Source organism: Citrobacter sp. wls718 (assembly GCF_005280945.1).
Taxonomy (GTDB): domain Bacteria; phylum Pseudomonadota; class Gammaproteobacteria; order Enterobacterales; family Enterobacteriaceae; genus Citrobacter; species Citrobacter gillenii.
In genome coordinates, this window is sequence record NZ_SZWV01000106.1 from 50,805 (window position 1) to 75,199 (window position 24,395).

24 protein-coding genes are annotated in these 24,395 nt (G+C 53.7%); 7 read left to right on the top strand and 17 right to left on the bottom strand.

What is annotated here, in order from left to right; genetic code table 11:
* The 6 genes from ruvB to aspS all read right to left on the bottom strand — a co-directional run.
* Nucleotides 1–812, bottom strand: an 812-nt coding sequence (ruvB, locus tag FDW95_RS20905) for a Holliday junction branch migration DNA helicase RuvB (RefSeq protein ID WP_249359273.1), incomplete at its 3' end; no start/stop codon positions are given.
* Nucleotides 813–820: 8 nt separating this feature from the next.
* On the bottom strand, nt 821–1,432 hold the full coding sequence (gene ruvA / locus FDW95_RS20910) for a Holliday junction branch migration protein RuvA (RefSeq protein WP_096757434.1): 612 nt from the start codon (nt 1,430–1,432) through the stop codon (nt 821–823).
* A gap of 81 nt (nt 1,433–1,513) precedes the next feature.
* Complete coding sequence (gene ruvC / locus FDW95_RS20915; protein WP_045444124.1) at nt 1,514–2,035, bottom strand: crossover junction endodeoxyribonuclease RuvC; 522 nt, start codon at nt 2,033–2,035, stop codon at nt 1,514–1,516.
* A 34-nt stretch (nt 2,036–2,069) separates the two neighbouring features.
* Nucleotides 2,070–2,813 (bottom strand): YebC/PmpR family DNA-binding transcriptional regulator, encoded by a 744-nt coding sequence (locus FDW95_RS20920; protein WP_115258771.1) that lies wholly within the window; start codon nt 2,811–2,813, stop codon nt 2,070–2,072.
* 28 nt (nt 2,814–2,841) lie between these two features.
* Nucleotides 2,842–3,285: a dihydroneopterin triphosphate diphosphatase gene (gene nudB, locus FDW95_RS20925; protein WP_096757436.1), complete on the bottom strand. Its 444-nt coding sequence runs from the start codon at nt 3,283–3,285 to the stop codon at nt 2,842–2,844.
* A gap of 1 nt (nt 3,286) precedes the next feature.
* Nucleotides 3,287–5,059 carry an aspartate--tRNA ligase gene (gene aspS / locus FDW95_RS20930; protein WP_115258772.1) on the bottom strand — a complete coding sequence of 591 codons (1,773 nt, stop codon included), beginning with the start codon at nt 5,057–5,059 and terminating at the stop codon, nt 3,287–3,289.
* Between the two features lie 264 nt (nt 5,060–5,323).
* Between aspS and FDW95_RS20940 the strand changes: the two genes are divergently transcribed.
* From FDW95_RS20940 to cmoB, 5 genes are read left to right on the top strand one after another with little or no spacing between them, the layout of a single operon-like run.
* Nucleotides 5,324–5,890: a hydrolase gene (locus FDW95_RS20940; RefSeq protein WP_115258774.1), complete on the top strand. Its 567-nt coding sequence runs from the start codon at nt 5,324–5,326 to the stop codon at nt 5,888–5,890.
* Complete coding sequence (locus FDW95_RS20945; protein ID WP_115258775.1) at nt 5,887–6,705, top strand: DUF72 domain-containing protein; 819 nt, start codon at nt 5,887–5,889, stop codon at nt 6,703–6,705. The genes FDW95_RS20940 and FDW95_RS20945 overlap by 4 nt, the downstream gene beginning before the upstream one ends.
* A gap of 52 nt (nt 6,706–6,757) precedes the next feature.
* Entirely contained in the window at nt 6,758–7,153 is a 396-nt protein-coding gene (locus tag FDW95_RS20950; RefSeq protein ID WP_096757440.1) for an MAPEG family protein, read from the top strand.
* Between the two features lie 40 nt (nt 7,154–7,193).
* Complete coding sequence (cmoA, locus tag FDW95_RS20955; protein WP_096757441.1) at nt 7,194–7,937, top strand: carboxy-S-adenosyl-L-methionine synthase CmoA; 744 nt, start codon at nt 7,194–7,196, stop codon at nt 7,935–7,937.
* Nucleotides 7,934–8,902: a tRNA 5-methoxyuridine(34)/uridine 5-oxyacetic acid(34) synthase CmoB gene (gene cmoB, locus FDW95_RS20960; protein ID WP_115258776.1), complete on the top strand. Its 969-nt coding sequence runs from the start codon at nt 7,934–7,936 to the stop codon at nt 8,900–8,902. The genes cmoA and cmoB overlap by 4 nt, the downstream gene beginning before the upstream one ends.
* Before the next feature lie 161 nt (nt 8,903–9,063).
* Here the strand turns inward: cmoB and cutC are convergent, their stop codons facing one another.
* Nucleotides 9,064–9,810, bottom strand: a complete 747-nt coding sequence (gene cutC, locus FDW95_RS20965) for a copper homeostasis protein CutC (protein ID WP_115258778.1) — start codon at nt 9,808–9,810, stop codon at nt 9,064–9,066.
* A gap of 2 nt (nt 9,811–9,812) precedes the next feature.
* Nucleotides 9,813–10,379, bottom strand: coding sequence for a VOC family protein (locus FDW95_RS20970; RefSeq protein WP_115258779.1), 567 nt, complete (start codon nt 10,377–10,379; stop codon nt 9,813–9,815).
* Between the two features lie 238 nt (nt 10,380–10,617).
* Between FDW95_RS20970 and argS the strand changes: the two genes are divergently transcribed.
* Together argS and mrdA are read left to right on the top strand one after the other, a co-directional pair.
* A complete protein-coding gene (argS, locus tag FDW95_RS20975) occupies nt 10,618–12,351 on the top strand; it encodes an arginine--tRNA ligase (RefSeq protein ID WP_115258780.1) in 1,734 nt (577 codons plus the stop codon).
* A 241-nt stretch (nt 12,352–12,592) separates the two neighbouring features.
* Nucleotides 12,593–14,530 carry a penicillin-binding protein 2 gene (mrdA, locus tag FDW95_RS20980; RefSeq protein ID WP_115258782.1) on the top strand — a complete coding sequence of 646 codons (1,938 nt, stop codon included), beginning with the start codon at nt 12,593–12,595 and terminating at the stop codon, nt 14,528–14,530.
* Here mrdA and FDW95_RS20985 read toward each other — a convergent pair.
* From FDW95_RS20985 to cheR, 9 genes are all read right to left on the bottom strand, one after another.
* Complete coding sequence (locus FDW95_RS20985; RefSeq protein WP_115258783.1) at nt 14,502–15,641, bottom strand: glycoside hydrolase family 105 protein; 1,140 nt, start codon at nt 15,639–15,641, stop codon at nt 14,502–14,504. The genes mrdA and FDW95_RS20985 overlap by 29 nt on opposite strands.
* Before the next feature lie 4 nt (nt 15,642–15,645).
* Complete coding sequence (locus FDW95_RS20990; RefSeq protein WP_096757449.1) at nt 15,646–17,229, bottom strand: MFS transporter; 1,584 nt, start codon at nt 17,227–17,229, stop codon at nt 15,646–15,648.
* Nucleotides 17,230–17,494: 265 nt separating this feature from the next.
* Nucleotides 17,495–17,887: a flagellar protein FlhE gene (gene flhe, locus FDW95_RS20995; RefSeq protein WP_115258784.1), complete on the bottom strand. Its 393-nt coding sequence runs from the start codon at nt 17,885–17,887 to the stop codon at nt 17,495–17,497.
* Entirely contained in the window at nt 17,887–19,965 is a 2,079-nt protein-coding gene (flhA, locus tag FDW95_RS21000) for a flagellar biosynthesis protein FlhA (protein WP_115258785.1), read from the bottom strand. The genes flhe and flhA overlap by 1 nt, the downstream gene beginning before the upstream one ends.
* Complete coding sequence (gene flhB, locus FDW95_RS21005; RefSeq protein WP_115258786.1) at nt 19,958–21,109, bottom strand: flagellar biosynthesis protein FlhB; 1,152 nt, start codon at nt 21,107–21,109, stop codon at nt 19,958–19,960. The genes flhA and flhB overlap by 8 nt, the downstream gene beginning before the upstream one ends.
* 170 nt (nt 21,110–21,279) lie before the next feature.
* Nucleotides 21,280–21,924 (bottom strand): protein phosphatase CheZ, encoded by a 645-nt coding sequence (gene cheZ, locus FDW95_RS21010; protein WP_096759429.1) that lies wholly within the window; start codon nt 21,922–21,924, stop codon nt 21,280–21,282.
* Nucleotides 21,925–21,937: 13 nt separating this feature from the next.
* Nucleotides 21,938–22,327, bottom strand: a complete 390-nt coding sequence (gene cheY / locus FDW95_RS21015; RefSeq protein WP_045444172.1) for a chemotaxis response regulator CheY — start codon at nt 22,325–22,327, stop codon at nt 21,938–21,940.
* 16 nt (nt 22,328–22,343) lie between these two features.
* Nucleotides 22,344–23,393 carry a protein-glutamate methylesterase/protein glutamine deamidase gene (gene cheB, locus FDW95_RS21020; RefSeq protein ID WP_115258787.1) on the bottom strand — a complete coding sequence of 350 codons (1,050 nt, stop codon included), beginning with the start codon at nt 23,391–23,393 and terminating at the stop codon, nt 22,344–22,346.
* A complete protein-coding gene (gene cheR, locus FDW95_RS21025) occupies nt 23,390–24,262 on the bottom strand; it encodes a protein-glutamate O-methyltransferase CheR (protein ID WP_115258788.1) in 873 nt (290 codons plus the stop codon). The genes cheB and cheR overlap by 4 nt, the downstream gene beginning before the upstream one ends.
* Nucleotides 24,263–24,395: the final 133 nt, after the last annotated feature.

Below are 24,395 nucleotides of genomic sequence, written 5' to 3' on the forward strand. Positions count from 1 at the left end.
GCCAGCAGCAGCTTACGGTCCATGTAATCGAACCCTTCAGCGTCCACATTGAGCATATCCAGCGCCTGGGCGGCAATGTCTGCCGAGATAGTGCCATCATGCTTCACCTCGGCGAAGTCACGCACGCGACGCAGCAGACGGTTGGCAATACGCGGCGTTCCGCGCGCACGGCGAGCAACTTCCAGCGCGCCCTCCTCGCTCATCTCCAGCCCCATATAACGCGCACTGCGCCCTACAATATGCTGAAGATCGGCAACCTGATAAAACTCCAGTCGCTGCACGATACCAAAACGGTCACGCAGCGGAGAGGTTAACGACCCGGCACGGGTTGTCGCGCCAATCAGCGTAAACGGCGGCAGGTCAATCTTGATCGAGCGTGCAGCAGGCCCTTCGCCGATCATGATATCCAGCTGATAGTCTTCCATCGCCGGATACAATACCTCTTCCACGACCGGCGATAAGCGATGGATCTCATCGATAAACAGCACGTCGTGCGGCTCGAGGTTCGTCAGCATTGCCGCCAAATCGCCCGCTTTTTCCAGCACCGGGCCGGAGGTGGTACGCAGGTTTACGCCCATTTCATTGGCGACAATATTGGCAAGCGTGGTTTTTCCAAGACCCGGAGGACCAAAGATCAGCAGGTGGTCGAGGGCATCACCGCGCAACTTCGCCGCCTGGATAAAAATCTCCATTTGCGAACGGACCTGAGGCTGACCGATATACTCATCGAGCAACTTGGGGCGGATCGCACGATCCACAATGTCTTCAGGTATCGTGCTGGCAGCTGAAATCAGGCGGTCTGCTTCAATCATCCTTTACCTCACAATGCAGCGCGGAGCGCTTCACGAATCAGGGTTTCACTGCTGGCATCAGGGCGGGCTATTTTGCTCACCATGCGGCTGGCTTCCTGTGGTTTATAGCCCAGCGCCACCAGCGCAGCAACCGCTTCCTGTTCGGCGTCATCCGTTACCGGACCCGCAGGTGACGTCAGCACCAGATCCGCCGCCGGTGTGAACAGATCGCCATGTAAGCCTTTAAAGCGGTCTTTCATTTCAACAATCAGGCGTTCAGCGGTTTTCTTACCGATACCCGGCAGTTTCACCAGCGCCCCGAGCTCTTCGCGTTCAACCGCGTTAACGAACTGCTGCGCCGACATGCCGGAGAGGATCGCAAGCGCCAGCTTCGGTCCAACGCCGTTGGTTTTAATCAGCTCTTTAAACAGCGTGCGTTCCTGCTTGTTGTTAAACCCGTACAGCAGTTGCGCATCTTCACGCACCACAAAATGGGTGAAAACAATCGCTTCCTGCCCGGCTTCCGGCAGCTCGTAAAAACAGGTCATCGGCATATGCACTTCATAGCCTACGCCACCCGTTTCCAGAAGAACCAACGGGGGTTGTTTTTCGAGAATGATGCCTCTGAGTCTGCCTATCACGTGACGCTCCTGCGCTAAGGGCTAAAAAGGTAATGCGCTATCATAAAAAAAGGCTGGATAGATATCCAGCCTCATTTGTCATTAACGTAGTCGACCACGCGCTAAATTCAGCCGGGTATCGCTCATTTGCATGGCGTTCTGACTGACGTGGCAGTGGGTAATGGCGATGGCCAGCGCATCCGCGGCATCGGCCTGGGGATTTGCCGGGAGTTTTAGCAATGTGCGCACCATGTGCTGCACCTGACTTTTCTCCGCACTGCCTATCCCGACGACGGTTTGCTTCACCTGACGTGCCGCATATTCAAACACCGGAAGGTCCTGGTTTACGGCAGCAACAATCGCCACGCCGCGCGCCTGCCCCAGCTTAAGCGCCGAATCGGCGTTTTTTGCCATAAATACTTGCTCAATGGCAAAGTAGTCTGGCTGAAACTGGGTAATGATTTCCGACACGCCGGCATAAATTAGCTTCAGGCGCGACGGTAAATCATCTACTTTGGTACGAATACATCCACTGCCCAGATAGGTCAACTGTCGACCGACCTGGCGGATCACGCCATAGCCGGTGATGCGCGAGCCCGGGTCAATGCCGAGAATAATGGACATCACGCATCTCCTGTTATTTTACCGCTCAACCACGTCATTCTAACGTAGCAGCAACCTCATCGGAGATTTCGCCGTTGTGGTAAACTTCCTGCACGTCATCGCAGTCTTCCAGCATATCGATCAGACGCATCAGCTTCGGTGCTGTTTCTGCATCCATGTCCGCTTTGGTGGACGGGATCATCGTAACTTCAGCGCTGTCCGCTTTCAGACCAGCGACTTCCAGTGCATCACGCACTTTGCCCATATCTTCCCATGCGGTGTAGACGTCAATCGCACCGTCATCATAGGTCACAACGTCTTCAGCACCGGCTTCCAGCGCGGCTTCCATGATGGTGTCTTCGTCGCCTTGCTCAAAGGAGATAACACCTTTTTTGCTAAACAGGTACGCAACTGAACCGTCAGTGCCCAGGTTACCACCAGTTTTAGTGAACGCATGGCGCACTTCCGCAACAGTACGGTTACGGTTGTCAGACAGGCATTCAATCATGACCGCTGTCCCGCCAGGACCGTAACCTTCATAAATGATGGTTTCCATGTTTGCGTCTTCGTCACCGCCCACACCGCGCGCGATGGCACGGTTCAGGGTGTCACGCGTCATGTTGTTGGACAGCGCTTTATCGACAGCCGCACGCAGACGCGGGTTCGCGTCCGGATCGCCACCACCAAGCTTAGCGGCCGTAACCAGCTCGCGAATGATTTTGGTGAAGATCTTGCCGCGCTTGGAATCCTGCGCTGCTTTACGGTGTCTGGTGTTGGCCCATTTACTATGACCTGCCATAAATAATATCTCCAAAAAGCGCGCCTTCTCAGGCGACGTTAATTACAAATTCTTCAATCGCCTGCCGGTTACTCCACGATTTGGTTAACTGTGCAGCTTCCGCCGCATCAACCCAACGATAGGTCAGATGTTCAGTGAACACGATCTCTCGTTCCGAGGGGAGTGCCAGGCAAAACCAGGATTCCGTATTCCGTTCGATTCCCGGTGCGTAGCGATGTCGTAAATGGCTAAAAATCTCGAACTCCACCGTGCGCTGACAGTCAATTAAGGTCAGTTGCTCGCGGGCAACGTCAATGGTGACCTCTTCCTTTACTTCGCGCATGGCGGCTTGCGACGCGGTTTCACCCTCTTCAAGGCTGCCGGTGACCGACTGCCAGAAATCAGGATCGTCGCGTCGCTGTAACATCAGCACTCTTCCGGTGTCCTTTGCATAAATCACGACTAACACCGAGACAGGCTGTTTGTATGTCATATCAGTTATTCTCGGCCTTCTTCACAACCTGAATGCTCAGTTCCGCCAGGGCAGCGTCGTTGGCAAAACTTGGCGCTTCGGTCATCAGGCACGCAGCAGCCGTGGTTTTCGGGAAGGCAATAACGTCACGAATGTTATCGGTACCGGTCAGCAGCATGGTCAGACGATCCAGACCAAACGCCAGGCCCGCGTGCGGCGGAGTACCGTATTTCAGCGCGTCCAGCAGGAAGCCGAACTTCTCACGCTGTTCTTGCTCGTTAATACCCAGAATACCAAACACGGTTTGCTGCATGTCGCCGTTATGGATACGCACGGAACCGCCGCCCACTTCGTAACCGTTGATGACCATATCGTACGCATTGGCAACGGCCTCTTCCGGCGCGGCTTTCAGCTCAGCGGCCGTCATGTCTTTCGGCGCGGTAAACGGATGGTGCATCGCGGTCAGGCCACCTTCACCGTCGTCTTCAAACATTGGGAAGTCGATAACCCACAGCGGCGCCCATTTGGTTTCGTCGGTCAGGCTCAGATCTTTACCCAGTTTCAGACGCAGTGCGCCCATTGAGTCAGCAACCACTTTCTTGTTGTCTGCGCCGAAGAAAATCATGTCGCCATCTTGTGCGCCGGTGCGCTCAAGAATCGCGTCAACGATATCGGCATTCAGGAACTTAGCAACTGGGCTGGTTACCCCTTCCAGACCTTTCGCACGTTCGGTGACCTTAATGTAAGCCAGGCCTTTCGCGCCGTAGATCTTGATAAAATTACCGTAATCGTCGATCTGCTTACGGCTTAAGCTTGCTCCACCCGGTACACGCAGCGCAGCCACGCGACCTTTGGCATCGTTAGCCGGGCCGGAGAAGACGGCGAAATCAACGGACTTCAGCAGGTCAGCAACGTCAACCAGCTCCATCGGGTTACGCAGGTCCGGTTTATCAGAGCCGTAGCGACGTTCGGCTTCCGCAAAGGTCATGATCGGGAAATCACCCAGATCCACACCTTTTACTTCCAGCCACAGAGTACGCACTAACGCTTCCATCACTTCGCGCACCTGCGGTGCGGTCATGAAGGAGGTCTCAACATCGATCTGGGTAAATTCAGGCTGACGGTCAGCGCGTAAGTCTTCGTCACGGAAGCATTTTACGATCTGATAGTAACGATCAAAGCCAGACATCATCAGCAGCTGCTTGAACAGCTGCGGAGACTGCGGCAGGGCGTAGAATTTGCCTTTATGGACGCGGGAAGGCACCAGATAGTCACGTGCGCCTTCCGGGGTCGCTTTGGTCAGCATCGGCGTTTCGATGTCGAGGAAGCCATGATCGTCCATAAAACGACGCACCAGACTGGTGATTTTGGCACGAGTTTTCAGACGCTGCGCCATTTCCGGACGACGCAGGTCCAGATAGCGATACTTCAGACGTGCTTCTTCGGTGTTAACGTGGTTAGAGTCCAGCGGCAGCGAATCTGAACGGTTGATAATGGTCAGATCGGACGCCAGTACTTCAATTTCGCCGGTCGCCATGTCGGCGTTGACGTTTTTCGCGTCACGCGCACGCACGGTGCCCGTAACCTGGATGCAGAACTCATTACGCAGTTCGGAGGCCAGCTTTAACGCGTCCGCACGGTCCGGATCGAAAAATACCTGCACGATACCTTCGCGGTCGCGCATATCGATGAAGATCAGGCTACCAAGATCACGACGACGGTTGACCCAACCACACAGAGTCACCTGCTGCCCCTCGTGGGACAGACGTAGCTGTCCGCAATATTCTGTACGCATGAGATATCCCTTAACTTTGCCGCAGGCGGATTGTCACCTGCCTTGCAGATGACGAAGTCGCAGCTTTAGCTGAATGTCACAACTGAATGAAAAAAGGCGGCTATTATACTGGAAATTCTGCCGCACGATAAGTCCGGTACTGACTGTACGCGTGTTTCCTACGCGGGTATTGCGTAATCTCACAAAAAATAACAAAAATTGTCGCCCCTTTCACACACAATCGCGATTAAGGTGTAACGGAATTCTTTTTTGACTGGAGTCACCATGCTGGAACTGAACGCTAAAACCACCGCCCTTGTCGTGATTGACCTACAGGAAGGGATCCTGCCCTTCGCCGGCGGCCCCCATTCGGCAAGCGACGTGGTAACCCACGCCGCACGCCTTGCGGCACAATTCCGAGCTCACGGTTCACCGGTAGTGATGGTTCGCGTTGGCTGGTCTGACGACTACGCAGAAGCCCTGAAACAGCCGGTAGATGCCCAGACACCGGCTAAAGCACTCCCTGCAAACTGGTGGGACTATCCGACAGCGCTGGGCAAAAACGCCAGTGACATCGAAGTGATCAAACGCCAGTGGGGTGCCTTTTACGGCACCGACCTCGAACTCCAACTGCGCCGCCGGGGCGTTGACACTATCGTGTTATGCGGGATCTCCACCAACATCGGCGTTGAGTCAACGGCGCGTAATGCCTGGGAACTGGGTTTTAACCTGGTGATTGCCGAAAATGCCTGTAGCGCAGCCAGTGCCGATCAGCATCAGGGCAGCATGACGCATATCTTCCCGCGCATTGCACGCGTGCGCAGCGTGGACGAGATCCTGCAAGCGTTATGATCTATATCGGCCTGCCGCAGTGGTCGCATCCGAAATGGGTGCGCCTGGGGATCACCAGCCTTGAAGAGTATGCCCGCCACTTTAACTGTGTTGAGGGCAATACCACACTCTACGCGCTGCCAAAAGCCGAGATTGTTATGCGCTGGCAGGCGCAGACTACCGATGACTTTCGCTTCTGCTTTAAGTTTCCGGCGACCATTTCGCATCAAGCTGCACTGCGAAACTGTGATGATTTGGTGCAAGAATTTTTCACCCGCATGTCACCGCTGGAAGCGCGAATCGGGCAATATTGGTTGCAGCTACCCGCCACCTTTTCTCCTCGCGATCTCCCTGCTCTGTGGGCGTTTCTCGATGCGTTACCCGCATCGTTTACCTACGGGGTGGAAGTTCGCCATCCTGAATTTTTTACCAAAGGTGAAGACGAGAAATGGTTCAATCGCGGCTTACACGAGCGAGGGGTCAATCGGGTAATTTTAGATAGTCGGCCGGTACACGCCGCGGTTCCTCACAGTGAAGCGATTCGCGATGCGCAGCGCAAAAAACCGAAAGTTCCGGTCCATGCAGTGGTTACCGCGAACAATCCCATGGTGCGCTTTATCGGCAGCGATAATATGGAGCAAAACCGAACGTTATTTAACGTATGGCTGGCCAAACTGTCTCTCTGGAAGCAGACCACCACACCCTATCTGTTTTTACATACGCCAGACATCGCGCAGGCCCCGGAGCTTGTAGATACGCTATGGGCAGATTTACGCAGCGCTCTGCCAGAGATCGGATCAGCACCGTCTATTCCACAGCAATCTTCTCTTTTCTGAAAATGCCACCTATCATAGTCAATGCCAGCAGCCATTTTAAAAGGGAGTTTGTATGGTAAGCGCGCTATATGCCGTACTGGGTGCGTTATTGTTGATTAAGTTCTCCTTTGACGTTGTCCGCCTGCGTATGCAGTATCGCGTGGCTTATGGCGACGGCGGTTTTAGCGAACTACAAAGTGCGATTCGCATTCACGGTAATGCGGTGGAATATATCCCCGTCGCATTAGTGTTGCTGTTATTTATGGAAATGAACGGCGCGGAAACGTGGATGGTGCATATTTGCGGGCTGATGTTAATTGCTGGTCGGCTGATGCATTATTACGGATTCCACCACCGTCTGTTCCGCTGGCGTCGTTCCGGCATGAGCGCCACCTGGTGCTCGCTGGTGCTAATGGTGCTGGCGAATCTCTGGTATATGCCCTGGGAGTTGGTTTTCTCCCTGCATTAGCGCACAATACGCCACTTTATTTTTCCCGGATTTTTACGTTATGTCTCACCGCGACACGCTTTTTTCTGCGCCTATCGCCAGTCTGGGTGACTGGACCTTTGATGAACGGGTAGCTGAAGTCTTCCCGGATATGATCCAGCGTTCCGTTCCCGGCTACTCCAACATCATTTCGATGATTGGTATGCTGGCCGAACGTTTCGTGCAACCCAACACGCAGGTCTACGATCTGGGCTGTTCATTGGGCGCCGCGACGCTCTCGGTGCGTCGCAGTATTCAGCATGACAATTGTAAAATTATTGCCGTCGACAACTCCCCGGCCATGGTTGAACGCTGCCGCCGCCATATTGACGCCTATAAAGCCCCTATTCCGGTCGAGGTTGTCGAAGGGGATATTCGCAACATTACTATTGAAAACGCCTCAATGGTGGTGCTGAATTTTACCCTGCAATTCCTTGAGCCAGCGGAGCGCCAGGCATTGTTGGATAAGATTTATCAGGGGCTGAATCCTGGCGGCGCGCTGGTGCTGTCGGAGAAATTCAGTTTCGAAGATGCAAAAGTGGGTGAGCTGTTGTTCAACATGCACCACGATTTCAAGCGGGCAAATGGCTACAGCGAACTGGAAATCAGCCAAAAGCGCAGCATGCTGGAAAACGTCATGCTGACCGACTCGGTCGAAACCCATAAAGCGCGCCTGCATCAGGCTGGTTTTGAACACAGCGAACTGTGGTTCCAGTGCTTTAACTTTGGTTCTCTGGTGGCACTAAAAGCTGAGGTTGCGGCATGATCGACTTTGGTAACTTTTATCAGCTGATTGCCAAAAATCATCTTTCTCATTGGCTGGAAACGCTCCCGGCGCAAATTGCGAGCTGGCAGCGCGATCAGCACGGCCTGTTTAAGCAGTGGTCGAACGCGGTAGAGTTTTTGCCTGAACTGACACCGCACCGTCTGGACTTGCTGCACAGTGTCACCGCTGAAAGCGAAGAGCCGCTCAGCGACGGTCAGCTTAAACGCATTGATACGTTAATGCGCAATTTGATGCCGTGGCGTAAAGGGCCATACTCACTGTATGGCGTCAATATCGACACCGAATGGCGTTCTGACTGGAAATGGGATCGCGTTCTGCCGCATTTATCCGACCTGACCGGACGGACGATCCTGGATGTCGGCTGCGGCAGCGGGTATCACATGTGGCGCATGATCGGTGCAGGCGCGCACCTGGCCGTTGGGATTGATCCGACCCAGTTATTCCTGTGTCAGTTCGAAGCGGTGCGAAAACTGCTGGGCAACGACCAGCGCGCGCATCTGCTGCCGCTGGGTATTGAACAGCTTCCGGCGTTGAACGCGTTTGATACCGTTTTCTCAATGGGCGTGCTCTATCACCGTCGTTCTCCGCTGGAACATCTCTGGCAGTTGAAAGATCAACTGGTACAAGACGGTGAACTGGTACTGGAAACGCTGGTGGTTGAAGGGGACGAAAATACCGTGCTGGTGCCGGGTGACCGCTACGCACAAATGCGCAACGTCTACTTTATTCCGTCTGCTCTGGCGTTGAAAAACTGGCTGGAGAAGTGCGGTTTTGTTGATGTCCGCATTGCCGACGTGTGTGTGACCACTACCGAAGAACAGCGCCGCACCGAGTGGATGATTACCGAATCGCTGGCTGATTTCCTCGACCCGAACGACAGCAGTAAAACGGTAGAAGGGTACCCTGCCCCGCTGCGCGCGGTCTTGATTGCGCGTAAGCCGTGATGGATTGCCCGGTGGCGCTACGCTTACCGGGCCTACAACTCCCGTAGGCCTGATAAGGCATCGCCGCCATCAGGCATAAAAGGATAAAAAAAGGCCCCTGTAATTGCAGGGGCCTGGTACGAGCAAGCATCATATTGGGCGACATGATGCAACGGTAAAAATCAGCTGGCCCGATGGTGCGCAATAATCGCTTTCATTTCAGCAACCGCCGCCCCGTCTACCGCATAGCGGGAATATTCATCCGCTTGCGCATCCGAAGACATCGACAACCCCGCATTGCGATAACGCATGGGAGAAGCCAGCCATACTCCGGCAGAACTGTGGACTTCCTGCACACCGGCGTCGAGGAATAGAGACAAATTCGCAGCGCGAACCCCCGCTCCGGCCATAATGATTGGAGCACCGGGCTGTGCAATAAGTTCCATTATTTTTGTTAAACCTTGCGCAGCATCTGATTTTTGCCCGGAAGTCAGCACTCTGGCGACACCCAAATCAGATAAACTTTTCAGCGCATTTAAGGGGTTGGCACACATATCAAAGGCCCGATGAAACGTGACATTTAGCGTACCGGCTGCCCGCATAATTTTTTCCATGCGCGACATATCGACGTTGCCATCAACATCTAATAACCCGGTTACCAGCCCGGAGAATCCGAGATCTCTGACCATGGCGATATCATCCAGCATGGCCGCGAATTCACCGTCGGTATAGCAAAAATCCCCGCCGCGCGGGCGGATAATCGGATTGACGGGAATATCAATATGCTGACGAACGGTACGTAATACACCCAGTGATGGGGTTAAGCCCCCTTCTTTGGGTGCCGAACACAGTTCAATACGATCCGCGCCATTTTTTTGTGCCGTCAGCGCACACTCCATGCTGTAACAGCAGATTTCCAGCAGTGCCATGGTTACTCCTGTTGCTCGCTTGCCACAATCGTTTCAATTGACCATGGATGAAACTTGATAGTCACGCTGCCGTCGCTGACCGCCAGCGTCGGGTTCGGTAACCGCTCACGCTCGCCTTGTGGTGAACTGGTTTTCACAAAGATACCCGGCTGACTCAATCCTTCATCAGAAAGCAACGCCAGCGCTCGCGCATTCAACGTTTCCGGCTCGCCCGGCAGAACAATCTCAATATGCTCCCAACCCTCATGTGGGTAGCGTTTTTCACCCGGCCACGGCAACTCCACAATAGAAAACTGCCAGTGCGCCACGCACACCGGCTCATCCAGTTTGAACAGGCAAATCGGTCTGCCATTGATGATATTTTCCGACAACAGTCGGCCGCACTGTTCAAACCCGCGACGCCAGCGCTCTGCGGTAGTGTTTTGATGACAGCGCAGAGAGATGTGATCGGCTTCAAGCGGAGCAATATTCAAACCCAGACGGGTGGAAAGTTCAGTTAACGCCTGAGTGAAATGCCCTAAATCTGCGGAAATATCATGCAGTTCTGCAACGGTTTGCCAGTTCGCCATATTGAAAGCTCATATCCATGTTCAAAGCCGCTAATTTACTCTGTTGCGCAGTACCATCCAACCGCTGATTTTTTCAGGGACAAAATGAGTGATTATGCGTCATTGCACTGCGTCTATTTTAGGCCGCGCGCGGCACGCACAATGCTGACGGCAACGGGCATTTGCAGTATACTCCCGGCCTAAATTCTTAATCTGGCGCGGTGTATAGTAAAGCGCTTCATAAATGTAAGGTATTCCGGTGAATATTCAGGCTCTTCTCTCAGAAAAAGTCCGTCAGGCCATGATTGCTGCAGGTGCGCCTGCAGATTGCGAACCTCAGGTTCGTCAGTCAGCAAAAGTACAGTTCGGCGACTATCAGGCCAACGGCATGATGGCAGTCGCTAAAAAACTGGGTATGGCGCCGCGACAACTGGCAGAACAGGTGCTGACTCATCTGGATCTCAACGGGATTGCCAGCAAGGTTGAAATTGCGGGCCCGGGCTTTATCAATATTTTCCTCGATCCAGCATTCCTGGCGCAGCACGTGCAGCAGGCGCTGGCCTCCGATCGTCTGGGCGTTGCACAGCCAGAAAAGCAAACCGTTGTTGTTGACTACTCTGCGCCAAACGTGGCGAAAGAGATGCACGTAGGCCACCTGCGTTCCACTATCATCGGTGATGCGGCTGTCCGTACGCTGGAGTTTCTCGGCCATAAAGTCATCCGCGCAAACCACGTTGGCGACTGGGGAACCCAGTTCGGTATGCTCATCGCGTGGCTGGAAAAGCAGCAGCAGGAAAACGCGGGTGAAATGGCGCTGGCTGACCTTGAAGGTTTCTATCGTGACGCGAAAAAACATTACGACGAAGATGAAGAATTCGCCGAGCGCGCACGTAGCTACGTGGTGAAGTTGCAGGGTGGTGATGCTTACTTCCGCGAAATGTGGCGCAAACTGGTCGACATTACCATGTCCCAGAACCAGTTAACCTACGATCGTCTGAACGTGACGCTGACCCGCGACGACGTGATGGGTGAAAGCCTGTACAACCCGATGCTGCCAGGCATTGTTGCGGATCTCAAAGCCAAAGGCCTGGCCGTTGAAAGCGAAGGCGCGACTGTCGTATTCCTTGATGAGTATAAAAACAAGGAAGGCGAACCGATGGGCGTTATCATCCAGAAGAAAGATGGTGGTTATCTGTACACTACCACTGATATCGCCTGCGCCAAGTACCGTTACGAAACACTGCATGCCGATCGCGTGCTGTATTACATCGACTCCCGCCAGCATCAGCATTTAATGCAGGCATGGACCATCGTGCGTAAAGCCGGTTACGTGCCGGATTCCGTACCGCTGGAACACCACATGTTCGGCATGATGCTCGGCAAAGACGGTAAACCGTTCAAGACCCGCGCGGGTGGCACGGTTAAACTGGCCGATCTGTTAGATGAAGCGCTGGAACGTGCACGTCGTCTGGTGGCAGAGAAGAACCCGGACATGCCTGCCGACGAGCTGGAAAAACTGGCGAATGCGGTCGGTATCGGCGCCGTGAAGTATGCAGATCTGTCGAAAAACCGTACCACGGATTACATCTTCGACTGGGATAATATGCTGGCCTTCGAAGGCAATACCGCACCGTACATGCAGTATGCCTACACCCGCGTACTGTCCGTGTTCCGTAAGGCAGATATCGACGAAAGTGCGCTGGCCAGCGCGAAGGTCATCATCAGTGAAGATCGTGAAGCCCAACTGGCGGCGCGTCTGCTGCAGTTTGAAGAAACGCTCACCGTCGTTGCACGTGAAGGTACACCGCACGTGATGTGCGCCTATCTATACGATCTTGCCGGTTTGTTCTCTGGTTTCTACGAACATTGCCCAATCCTCAGCGCCGAGAGCGAAGAGATTCGTAACAGCCGCCTGAAGCTGGCACAGTTGACGGCGAAAACGCTGAAGCTGGGTCTGGATACGCTGGGTATCGAAACCGTAGAACGTATGTAATCACCACGAGTGATGTGAAAGCCCGCGCTATGTCGCGGGCTTTTTTATTTTCCCGAATGATCGCCCTCGTAGGTCTGATAAGCGAAGCGCCATCAGGCCTACGAGAAACAGCTACGTTCACTGTAATTTGTTACAACTCACAAGGAATGACACATTTCCGTAGAGGGATGGAACATCTTTTACCTGTTATCCCATTTACACCTCCGTATCATTAGGCGGCGAATTAATCAGGTGTGGGTCCATGACATTCAGAGATTTTGAGGCGGAAGAGAAACTCTTTCAGCGACGGGTAATAGTGGCCTTTGGCCTGGTGGTCATCTGTTTTGGCATCCTGATTTATAACCTCTACAACTTACAAATTCGCGAGCATCAGTATTACACCACCCGCTCAAATGCCAATGACATCAAAATGTTGCCGGTTGCCCCAACGCGCGGCATCATTTACGATCGCAACGGTATCCCGCTGGTGCGCAACGTCACCTGGTACGATATTTCTGTCACTCCTTATAAAATCAACGATATGGATGCCTTGCTAAAGCAGCTAACGCCTATTGTTGACCTGACCCCTGATGAGATTGACCAGTTTCGCCACGATCTGAAATCCAGTAGTCGCTATCGCCCGGTGGTGCTCAAAAATGCGCTGACCGACGTGGAGATCGCCCGTTTCTCGGTTAATCAGTTTCATTTCAGCGGCGTCACCATCAATAGCTATGAAGATCGCCAATATCCGTATGGCGCAGAGTTGGCGCATGTGCTCGGCTATGTCTCTAAAATCAATGACAGCGACCTGAAAGCGTTGGATAAAAAGGGGCTGGCAGAAAACTACGCCGCCGATCACAACATTGGCAAGCAGGGGATCGAACACTATTACGAAAACGATCTGCACGGCAAAACGGGTTATCAAGAAGTCGAAGTCGATAACCACGGACGCATCGTACGCCTGATAAAAGATGTACCGCCTGTTGCCGGAAAGGACATCCACCTGACGCTGGATTTACACTTACAGGAATATATAGAGAGCCTGCTGGTCGGTCAGCGCGCCGCAGTACTGGTTGAAGATCCGCACGATGGCTCGGTGCTGGCGATGGTCTCTAACCCCAGCTATGATCCGAATCCGTTCGTCAAAGGTATCAGCTACCAGGACTACAACACGCTGCTGCAGGATAAAGACCTGCCGTTGATTAACCGCGTCACGCAAGGTTTGTACCCTCCCGCTTCCACGGTCAAGCCGTACATGGCGATGTCAGCATTGCTCAATGGCGTTATCACCCCGCAGACCAGCTTCTTTGGCGCGCCAACATGGACATTGCCCGGCACTGAGCGACATTATCGCGACTGGAAAAAAACCGGTCATGGCATGTTGGACGTGACCAAAGCAATTGAAGAGTCCGCTGATACGTTCTTCTATCAGGTGGCGTATATGATGGGCATTGACCGAATCAACAGCATGCTTAGCCAGTTTGGTTACGGTAAACCCACCGGCATCGATCTTGATGAAGAGTACAACGGGCTGTTACCGAGCCGCGACTGGAAACAACGGGTGCATAAAAAAGCCTGGTATCAGGGAGACACCATTTCGGTTGGTATCGGTCAGGGATACTGGATCGCCACGCCAATCCAGATGGTGAAAGCAATGGTGGCACTGATTAACAACGGGAAAGTGATTGCCCCTCACCTGTTGCAGGCTGAAGAGAGTGGTAAATCTGTTACGCCTTATCATGCCGCCACGGTACCGTCACAGATTGCCTCTCCCTCCTCGCCCTATTGGGGACTGGTACGCGAGGCGATGTTTGGCATGGCCAATGCGCCGAACGGGACAGGTTATAAATTTTTCCATACTGCACCTTACGGAATTGCGGCGAAAAGCGGAACCTCACAGGTTTTCAGCCTGAAAGAAAACCAGACTTACAATGCGAAGATGATCCCCATCCGCCTGCGTGACCACGTGTTCTACACCGCATTTGCACCCTACAAAAACCCGAAAGTCGCCGTGGCGTTGATTCTGGAAAACGGCGGCAGCGACGGCATTACCGCCGCGCCGGTTATGCGACAAATTATGGATCATCTGTTTGTGCCGCAGGACAACACCGCACAAACAGAGGTAACTCAACAAACAGCGCCGACAGCGACAGCGCCGTCGGACACCGATATTAAAAATACTTACGCAAGTATTCGGTGAGACACAGCATCGCCATCGCCTGGCCGTAAGGCATGGAGGTCAGCGGAATGTTGCGATAGAACTCGAGATTGTGCCCCATTCCGGTACCAAATGAGGTTTGCAGCAGCTCCCCTTCTGGTGAGATATGCTGCACAATGCCTTTGATGGCGAGTTCTGCTACCGCCGCATATTCCTGCCCGACATAACGCTTACGCACCGCTTTCAAAATCCCATAAGCAAATCCGGCGGTGGCTGACGCTTCAAGGTAAGAATGCGGATCGTCCAGCAACGTGTGCCACAGACCACTCTCATCCTGACACTTCGCCAGGGCCGCAATTTGCGCATTCAGTACCTGTACCAGATAGCGACGAACGGCATTATTCTCCGGTAAATCGACCAGTTCGAGGAACTCCGGAATAACAATAGTTAGCCAGCTGTTACCGCGCGCCCAGCGGGCGTTGGCAAAGTTATGATTTCCCTCATAGCTCCAGCCGTGGAACCACAGACTGGTTTCTTTATCCATCAGGTTTTGCACATGTAACAGGAACTGATACGTCGCCTCTTCAACGTACTCGGGGCGGTTGAGCAGTTTGCCAATCTTCGCCAGCGGTAACACCGTCATCATCAACGTGTCGTCCCACATCTGCTGATGATTCTCTTCCGCCAGCGTGATGTGCTGCATACCACCAAAATCGGTACGCGGCATGTCGTGCATCGCCCACTCAGCCCAGGAATCAAGCCACGGCAGATACGCCGGATTGCGCGTTTCTTCATAGCGATACGCCAGCGTCAGAAACGGCGCCATGGTATTGACGTTTTTAGTCGTCGCGCCTTCTGCAAAGCGGTCGGCAAACCAGCCATCGATGATATCGCGCATCGTTTCATCACCGGTTTGCTGGTAATACTGGTACATCCCGTACAGGCCGACGCCGTGCGTCCACTCCCATCCAGCCCACCCTTTGGTGTCAATAACGCGTCCGTCGTCCAGTCGCAGCAAGAACTCACCGCTCTCATCATGAATATTGACCAGATTATGCGTCACCTTCTTGATGAGCGTTTTTAACTCATCTCTGGCAATAAAATGTTCAGGCTGACGTAACAACGGGCTGTGTTTAACCGGATAAACAATCATTTACTTAACCTCTGTGCAATGTCGAATTCAATGCTGAGCCATGTTGCAGTGATGGCGCAGCAGGTTTATTACGATTCAGGTAACCAATATTGTTGTTACCCCAAAGTGATTCATACGGCATGCCTGACAGCATCTCTACCGTTGCACGTCCTTCAGGGGTAAGCCCTTCTGGCATGGGGCGCCCGGACTCACGCATTTTTGCGGTCTCTTCACGCAAGGTGCTATGTGTTTGCAGATTCAATTTGAAACGCAGAGACACCAGGAATCCCAGCGCCAGTACAATCAACGTACCGCAGCTCAGAATGAACAGAATGGTATGGCTGACCGCAGCAGGTTGTTCACTCTGCCCGGAGACAAAACCCGATAACTGCATAACAATGCCGACCAGCATGACGGCCCCCGCCTGCGAGGCTTTGCGCGTTAAGGTCATGATGCCGGCAAAGATCCCTTCCCGACGCTGGCCTGTGATCACCTCGTCGACATCCGCGATATAGGTGTAGGTATTCCACGGAACATAATTGATGCCACCACGTCCCAGGCCCGCAACGGCGGAAACCAGCAGCAATAAGGCGTACACATCACTCAGCCCGGCGTAATACAACACCGCATAAGAGAGAGAACTCAGGCCAAACAGCACCACCACCATCCGGTAAGACGGGGCCGGTCCAAAGCGAATGCACAGCGGGATCATGGCGATAACCGCAATAAACTGGAAGATAGCCATGGTGCCCAGCAGGTTCGACGCCATAGAGGCTTCCTGCATCAACACAAACACCACATAGTAGGTAAAGACCGCGTTGAACACGTCCTGCGCGATATAACCACCAAGATACATGCCCAAATGTTGACGGAAAATGCGGATGCGCAGCGTCGAACTTAGCTCAGTGAAAAGACGACTCATGCTCTGACGAAAGGTCAGGCTTTTCTTCTCTTCTTCAGCGCGAAGTGCCGCTTCGGTCCATTCTTCACGCGGGCGTTCCCAGGTAAAAAACCACACAAAGGTCAGCATCAGCGCGCACAGCACCGAAAACACCAGGCTGGCATAGAAAAATGAAACAGGATTGTGTTTACCAAACAGCGTCAACAGTACGCCAGGTAAGAACGAGGCCAGTATGGCTGACATCTGGGCCATAGAAATACGCGCGCCAGAAAACTTGGTTTTCTGTTTAAAATCATCGGTCATTTCCGGTACCAGCGTTTCATAGGGCACCAGAATCATGGTGTAAACCACATCAAACACCAGGTAGGTCAGCAGGTAGTACCAGAATCCCATGTCGCCGACCCACATCAGGGAGTAGCTAAAGACACAGGGAATCCCCAGCAGAATAAAAAACTTACGTCGGCCAAAGCGTTTACCAAGCCAGGTCGATCCAAAATTATCCGTTAAAAAGCCCATTAATGGGCTAACCACCGCATCCAGCACCCTGGCCGTTGCAAAAATAAACGTCGCCTCAATAGGCGTCAGGCCACAAAAAGTGGTGTAGAAATAGAGCAACCATGCGGCGGTCAGCGCCGTGGTCCCTGCGCCTAAAAAGTCACCTGCCCCATAGGCAAAATAATTTACCAACCCAATTTTACGTGTTCTCATTGCCGTTACCCCTGCACATTATTGGGAGGCCCCGCAATCCTCACTTCGATGCAGGACGTCCTTACACGGCCACAGTAAAAGTTAACCGCAAGGGAAACCTTTTTATTTCTGCCAGGGATAATCGCGAAATGGCAACAGCACAAAGAGTCCGGCAACGTAAGTCACCTATTTTATAAAACAGCGTTTCTTTTAAATCAAAGTGGCGGGTCAAAAAGTGCGAGACAGCCAGCAGTTTCATCTGCCAGCTGCGATGAAGAAGAGAGAATTAACGGTAGTTGACGATGACCTGATTACTTTGCACCTGTAAGGCCGGGATCAGGCGACCGCCGCCGGGCACCTCCCAGACAAAATGCATCGGCTCCACGGCAGGTACGTTATTAAATCCGTGAGTGGTGCCGCTTTGCCCGTCCAGCTCAACGCAGCGCGACTGCGAACATAAACGTACCCGCAGCCCCGCAGGCGTAGGGCCATTCAGCTCATAGCGCCAGGCTACCAGCGTCATCAACCCCGAGACGGGCTGGCCGGGAACCAAAGGCGCAGACGAGGCAGACTGCCCGCGGTGATTTAACGTAATGCCCATGCCACTAGCCTGCCAGGCGCCTTCTCCGGCGGCCTGCACTGCCAGAGGAAACAATAACAGCCACAGAAACTTACGCATTATTTACCTCCGATGGTCGCGGTCATGCGGATATGGCGGTTATCGGAAAGCTCCATGTTCGACAACACCACCAGCTGCGGTATGCTGCGGCGTAAAAAACGCGCCAGCAGAGGCCTCAATGCATGATTAACCAACAGCACCGGCGGCGCGCCCAACATTTCCTGGCGCGATAACGCTTCCTGAGTTTGCGCCAACAGTCGGTCTGCCAGCCCCGGCTCCAGGCCGCCGCCCCCTTGTAGGGCCTGCAGCAGCAAGCGCTCAAGTGGCGTATCCAGACCAATAACCTGAACTTCGTCGTTCCCCGGGAACCATTGCTGGGTAATCGCCCTTCCCAACGCCACGCGGACCACGGCAGTGAGTTCATGCGGATCGTTTTGCAGCGGCGCATGCTCAGCCAGCGTTTCGAGGATGGTGCGCATATCGCGAATCGGCACTTTTTCATCCAATAAATTCTGCAACACTTTATGTAGCGTGGTCAGCGTCACCACGCCAGGCACCAGATCCTCAGTCAGTTTCGGCATTTCCTGCGACACGCGGTCCAGCAATTGTTGCGCCTCCTGACGTCCAAACAGTTCGGCGGCAAACTGGCCAATCAAGTGATTCAGATGCGTGGCGACGACGGTACTGGCTTCCACCACCGTGAAGCCCTGGATTTGCGCCTGTTCTTTTAGCGCACTTTCAATCCAGATAGCGTCCAGACCAAAAGCCGGATCAACCGTTTTCTCACCCGGCAGCGATCCCGCTGCCGTACCAGGGTTGATGGCCAGCCAGCGTCCCGGATAGGCATCCCCGCTGCCAATTTCTACCCCTTTCATCAGGATGCGATAGCGCGCAGGCTGCAGATCCATATTGTCGCGGATGTGCACCACCGGCGGCAGGAAGCCCATATCCTGGGCAAATTTCTTACGAATACTGCGAATTCGTCCCAGCAACTCGCCATCTTGCTGAAAATCCACCATTGGGATCAGGCGATACCCCACTTCCATTCCCAGCGAGTCTTCCAGTTGGACATCGTTCCAGGTCGCTTCCACCACCGCATTATTTTCCGGCATTTTGATCGACTGAGGTTCCGCAGGGGCTTTTGTCTCGCGACCGCGCAACCACCAGGCCAAACCCAATAGCGCTGCGGTAAACATCAGAAATACCAGGTTTGGCATGCCTGGTACCAGGCCCAGTAAACCTAGCACCGCCGCACTGAGCACCATCACGCTGGGGTTACTGAACAGCTGGGTGACCATCTGTTCGCCGACATCCTGATCGGTACTGACGCGCGTCACGATAACGCCCGCCGCGGTGGAGATAACCAGCGCCGGGATTTGGGCGACCAGACCGTCACCGATGGTCAGCAAGGTGTAGCTTTCAGCCGCACTGCCCATACTCATACCGTGTTGTAATACGCCTACCAGCAGGCCGCCAACCACGTTAATCACCATGATCAGAATACCGGCAACGGCGTCCCCGCGAACGAATTTACTCGCACCGTCCATAGAGCCGTAAAAATCAGCTTCCTGGGTCACTTCTGAACGACGTTTTTTGGCTTCATCTTCCCCAATCAGTCCGGCATTGAGATCGGCATCAATCGCCATCTGTTTACCGGGCATACCGTCCAGCACAAAGCGTGCGCCAACTTCGGCAATACGACCGGCACCTTTGGTGATAACCATAAAGTTGATGATGACAAGAATGACGAAAACCACGATACCGATGGCAAAGTTACCGCCCACCAGGAAGTGACCAAACGCTTCAACCACCTTCCCCGCCGCCGCCGAACCGGTATGCCCTTCCATCAAAATAATACGCGTCGAGGCAACGTTCAACGCCAGGCGTAATAATGTGGTGAACAGCAAAATGGTCGGGAAGGCAGCGAATTCGAGCGTGCGCTGGGTGAACATCGCCACCAGCAACACCATGATCGACAACGCAATATTAAAGGTAAACAGTAAATCAAGGATGAACGCTGGCAGCGGCAGCACCATCATCGACAAGATAAGCAGGATGAGGATCGGCCCGGCAAGAATCTGCCATTGTGTGGATTTCAGGTTGCCGGGCAGGCGCAGCATCGCGACCAGATTAGCCATCAGTATTCTTCTCGTTCATAAAATCCAGTGCTTCAGGCACCGGAAGGTTTCCAGGTTGCGGTGGCGGCTTGCCGCCCGCCAGACGCCAGCGTTTTAATTGCCATACCCACGCCAGCACTTCTGCGACGGCAGCATACAGCTGGCCGGGTATTTGCTGACCAATCTCAGCATGGCGATATAACGCACGGGCCAGCGGTGGTGCTTCTAAGGTTGGGACTCGATGTTCCGCGCCAATTTCGCGAATACGCAACGCGACCAGCCCCGCCCCTTTGGCGACGACGCGTGGCGCACTCATTTTGTTTTCGTCATATTGCAAGGCGACCGAATAGTGTGTGGGGTTAGTCACAATGACGTCGGCTTTCGGCACATCCGCCATCATGCGTCGCTGCGCTACCGCACGCTGCATCTGGCGAATTTTGCCCTTAACGTGCGGGTCACCTTCGCTTTGTTTATATTCATCGCGGATATCCTGGCGTGACATGCGCAGCTTTTTCACATGGCTGTAAATTTGGAAAAAAACGTCAAACCCCACCATCGGGATCACCCCGAGCACCACCAGCAGCGCACACATGCCAACTAAATCAAGGGCATTACCCATTGCAGTAATCGGCGATTCGGCCATCAACCGCATCATCTCCGGCCACTTGTGCCAGAGATAGAATCCAGCCACGCTGCCAACCAGCGTAGATTTCAGGATGGCTTTCAGCAGTTCAGCACCGGTTTGCGCAGAAAACATGCGCTTGATACCCGGCAGCGGATTCAGCTTCGAAAATTTGGGTTGCAGCGATTTACCGCTGAAGATCAAACCGCCCAACATCACCGGCGAGATCAATGCCACCAGCACCACACCAGTAATCAGCGGTAACAGCGCAATCATGGCGTCTTTAATCAGCAGAATGATTTGGCTGAGGATCAGATTAGGGTCGTTGACCATACTGTGGTCAAAACGTAGCCCGGCCGACAGCATACCCGCCAATCTGCGGGCCAGCGACTCCCCGCCGATCCAGATAATGCACACGCCCACCAGCAAAATAAGCAGTGAGGTCAGCTCTTTGGAACGGGGGATCTGCCCATCTTCCCGCGCTTTTTCAAGTCGGTGGGGTGTGGGGGCTTCTGTTTTGTCGTCGTCGCTTTCTTCTGCCACGCATCAGACCCTGGATAGAGACACAGGCGAGAATGATGCCAGAACAGCGACACAGCAATGGCGAGAGTAAGCGGTAAAAAAGACGGGGTTTATGACGTTAACCCCTACAGACGGTAGAGAGTATGCAGACCGGAAGAGAAGCGGTTGCCCCTACATCCGGCCTGCACGAGTCAGAACCCGAGACTGTCCAGCAGGTCGTCAACCTGATCCTGACTTGCCACAACGCCGGCTTTCGAGGTATCAACCTGCGGGCCGTTCAGCAAACTTTCGTTTTCACGTTTTGGACGGGCGCCCTGCTCAGGAATGTTCTCCAGCAGCACCATTAACAGCTGGCGCTCAATTTCCTGAATAACGTCCATCATGCGCTTGATAACCTGGCCGGTAAGGTCCTGGAAATCCTGCGCCATCATAATGTCGAGCAGCTGAGCATTGGTAAAACTGGTGTGTCCAGGGACATCACCGAGGAACTGACGGGTGTCGGTCACCAGTTCACGGGCATCAGACAGTTCAATCGGATTCTCGAACCATTCGTCCCAGCGTTTACTCAGGGTTTTGGCCCCTTTTTCCATTGCGTCCTGGTGTGGCTGCGAGGCTTCAACGCTGTTCAGCGCACGCTCTGCTGCCTGTGCGGTCATCTGCACAACGTAATCCAGACGATCGCGCGCATCCGGGATCGCTTCCGCCGCTTCAGCAATGGCCTGATCCAGCCCCAGTTCACGCAGGCTGTCGCGCAGCATTCGGGTCAGACTACCGATGCGCGCGATGATATCCCCTGCTGAATGTTCATCAACAGGTTTAATTTGTGGTTGCATCATCATCATCACACCCTCACATGCCCAGTTTCTCAAAGATTTTATTGAGTTTCTCTTCCAACGTCGCCGCCGTGAAAGGCTTCACCACGTAACCACTGGCACCGGCTTGCGCGGCGGCAATAATGTTCTCTTTCTTCGCCTCCGCGGTCACCATCAGCACCGGCAGAGAAGACATACCGCCGTCGGCACGAATGGTTTTCAGCAATTCCAGTCCGTCCATGTTTGGCATGTTCCAGTCAGAAATGACAAAACCAAATCCCCCTGCCTGCAGCTTATTCAGGGCATCCACACCGTCTTCGGCTTCTTCAACATTGTTGAATCCCAGCTCCTTTAACAGGTTGCGCACGATGCGACGCATGGTGGAAAAGTCATCCACAACCAGAAATCTCAGCTCTTTATCCGCCATAAAATACTGCTCCTCATTAAATACGTATTGCCTGTCCGGCACTGATTTTCGCCAGCATCTGCTGGCTTACCTGGCTAAGATCGACCACTTCGCTCACACCACCCATATTGATGGCCTCGCGCGGCATGCCGAACACCACACAACTTGCTTCGTTTTGCGCAATGGTCCAGGCGCCTGCCTGGTGCATCGCTAACATTCCGGCGGCACCATCGTTGCCCATGCCTGTGAGGATCACGCCCACAGCATTGCGCCCCGCCTGTTTTGCCACCGAATGAAACAGCACATCCACAGAAGGCCGATGCCGGTTAACCGGCGGCCCATCATGAATTTTGATCACATAGTTCGCCCCGCTGCGAGCCAACTCCATATGTTTGTCACCAGGGGCGATATACGCATGTCCCGGCAATACACGTTCGCCGTCTTCCGCCTCTTTCACGCTGATCTGACACAGTTTGTTCAGGCGCTCGGCAAATGAGCGAGTAAAACCTGGAGGCATATGTTGGGTGATGATGACCGCCGGACTGGAAAGCGGTAGCGGCTGTAGCACATGGCGTATCGCCTCCGTTCCCCCGGTCGACGCGCCAATAGCGATCAGTTTTTCAGAACTGAGCAACGGCACCGCTTTCAGCGTCTTCGGCGCGGCAATTGGTTTATGCGCCGCCAGACGCGCGCGGGATGCCGTACGCACTTTCTCGGCAATCATCTCGCTGTAGGCCAGCATCCCTTCGCGGATCCCCAGTTGCGGTTTGGTGACGAAATCAATCGCCCCCAACTCCAGCGCCCGCAGCGTGACTTCAGAGCCTTTTCCGGTCAGAGAAGAGACCATCACCACCGGCATCGGACGTAATCGCATCAACTTCTCAAGAAAATCGAGGCCGTCCATACGCGGCATTTCCACATCCAGCGTCAGGACATCAGGATTAAATTTTTTGATCAAATCCCGCGCAACCAGCGGATCGGGTGCCGTCGCGACCATCTCCATATCGCTGTGGCTGTTAATAATTTCAGTCATGATTTGACGCATCAATGCGGAATCGTCGACCGACAAAACCCTGATTTTACTCATGATTTATCCTTACCCGGCGCATGCGCATACACCGTTTGTCCGCGCAGGCTAAACTCGCGCACGAGGTTGCTAAAGTTTTCTGAGTGACCGGCAAACAACAGCCCATCCGGCTTCAGGAGTGGAACATAACGGTGCAAAATGTCCTGCTGCGTCGTTTTATCAAAATAGATCATGACGTTACGACAAAATATGGCGTCGAACGGACCGGGCACGTTGTATTTTTTATCCAGTAAATTCACGCTGGAGAATTCAACATGGCTCGCCAGTTCCTGACGCACACGCACCAGTCCTTCATGCGGTCCGGTACCACGCATGAAATAACGCTGTAACTGTTGTGGCGACAGCGTTTTCAGTTCATCGAGGCGGTAAATGCCGTTTCTGGCTTTTTCCAGCACTTCGGTATCAATATCGCTGGCAAAAACGCGCCAGCGTCCAGGTGCCATACCCAACGTATCTGCCAGCGTGATCGCGATACTGTAGGGTTCTTCACCGGTAGAGGCCGCGGCGCTCCAGACACGGTATTCGCCGCTGCATCGACGCGCGTGATCAGTCAGCACCGGAAAATGATGTCCTTCGCGGAAAAAAGCGGTCAGGTTGGTGGTCAGGGAGTTAATAAACGCCTGCCACTCAGCGCTGTTCTGGTTGGCTTCCAGCATGCTGAGATAGCGACCAAAGTCGTCCAACTCCAGGGTACGCAAGCGACGCACCAGGCGGTTATACACCATGTCCCGCTTGTGGTCGGCCAGCACGATACCCGCGCGCTGGTAGATTAATTGACATATCCGACGAAAATGCGCGTCAGACAGCGCGAGGCGCTGTGTCATCTGTAACAATAATGACGTTTGCCCGGAGGGCAGAGATGATGTCATAGCGCCTTCTCAATCACATTCAGGATACAACGGGCACAGCCTGTGCTGCGCCAATTCGTGTTGTGTTACGGTTTGCTCTTCATGCTTAAAAACACGATGCAGGCAGAAAGAGACTCTGCCCGCTCGACTTACT

What these genes read in the sequence shown, in the direction of transcription:
- ruvC (WP_045444124.1), bottom strand. Translation starts at nt 2,035, where the DNA reads ATGTCCATTATTCTCGGCATTGACCCGGGCTCGCGCATCACCGGCTAT.
- FDW95_RS20920 (WP_115258771.1), bottom strand. Translation starts at nt 2,813, where the DNA reads ATGGCAGGTCATAGTAAATGGGCCAACACCAGACACCGTAAAGCAGCG.
- nudB (WP_096757436.1), bottom strand. Translation starts at nt 3,285, where the DNA reads ATGACATACAAACAGCCTGTCTCGGTGTTAGTCGTGATTTATGCAAAG.
- aspS (WP_115258772.1), bottom strand. Translation starts at nt 5,059, where the DNA reads ATGCGTACAGAATATTGCGGACAGCTACGTCTGTCCCACGAGGGGCAG.
- FDW95_RS20940 (WP_115258774.1), top strand. Translation starts at nt 5,324, where the DNA reads ATGCTGGAACTGAACGCTAAAACCACCGCCCTTGTCGTGATTGACCTA.
- FDW95_RS20945 (WP_115258775.1), top strand. Translation starts at nt 5,887, where the DNA reads ATGATCTATATCGGCCTGCCGCAGTGGTCGCATCCGAAATGGGTGCGC.
- FDW95_RS20950 (WP_096757440.1), top strand. Translation starts at nt 6,758, where the DNA reads ATGGTAAGCGCGCTATATGCCGTACTGGGTGCGTTATTGTTGATTAAG.
- cmoA (WP_096757441.1), top strand. Translation starts at nt 7,194, where the DNA reads ATGTCTCACCGCGACACGCTTTTTTCTGCGCCTATCGCCAGTCTGGGT.
- cmoB (WP_115258776.1), top strand. Translation starts at nt 7,934, where the DNA reads ATGATCGACTTTGGTAACTTTTATCAGCTGATTGCCAAAAATCATCTT.
- cutC (WP_115258778.1), bottom strand. Translation starts at nt 9,810, where the DNA reads ATGGCACTGCTGGAAATCTGCTGTTACAGCATGGAGTGTGCGCTGACG.
- FDW95_RS20970 (WP_115258779.1), bottom strand. Translation starts at nt 10,379, where the DNA reads ATGGCGAACTGGCAAACCGTTGCAGAACTGCATGATATTTCCGCAGAT.
- mrdA (WP_115258782.1), top strand. Translation starts at nt 12,593, where the DNA reads ATGACATTCAGAGATTTTGAGGCGGAAGAGAAACTCTTTCAGCGACGG.
- FDW95_RS20985 (WP_115258783.1), bottom strand. Translation starts at nt 15,641, where the DNA reads ATGATTGTTTATCCGGTTAAACACAGCCCGTTGTTACGTCAGCCTGAA.
- FDW95_RS20990 (WP_096757449.1), bottom strand. Translation starts at nt 17,229, where the DNA reads ATGAGAACACGTAAAATTGGGTTGGTAAATTATTTTGCCTATGGGGCA.
- flhe (WP_115258784.1), bottom strand. Translation starts at nt 17,887, where the DNA reads ATGCGTAAGTTTCTGTGGCTGTTATTGTTTCCTCTGGCAGTGCAGGCC.
- flhA (WP_115258785.1), bottom strand. Translation starts at nt 19,965, where the DNA reads ATGGCTAATCTGGTCGCGATGCTGCGCCTGCCCGGCAACCTGAAATCC.
- cheZ (WP_096759429.1), bottom strand. Translation starts at nt 21,924, where the DNA reads ATGATGCAACCACAAATTAAACCTGTTGATGAACATTCAGCAGGGGAT.
- cheY (WP_045444172.1), bottom strand. Translation starts at nt 22,327, where the DNA reads ATGGCGGATAAAGAGCTGAGATTTCTGGTTGTGGATGACTTTTCCACC.
- cheB (WP_115258787.1), bottom strand. Translation starts at nt 23,393, where the DNA reads ATGAGTAAAATCAGGGTTTTGTCGGTCGACGATTCCGCATTGATGCGT.
- cheR (WP_115258788.1), bottom strand. Translation starts at nt 24,262, where the DNA reads ATGACATCATCTCTGCCCTCCGGGCAAACGTCATTATTGTTACAGATG.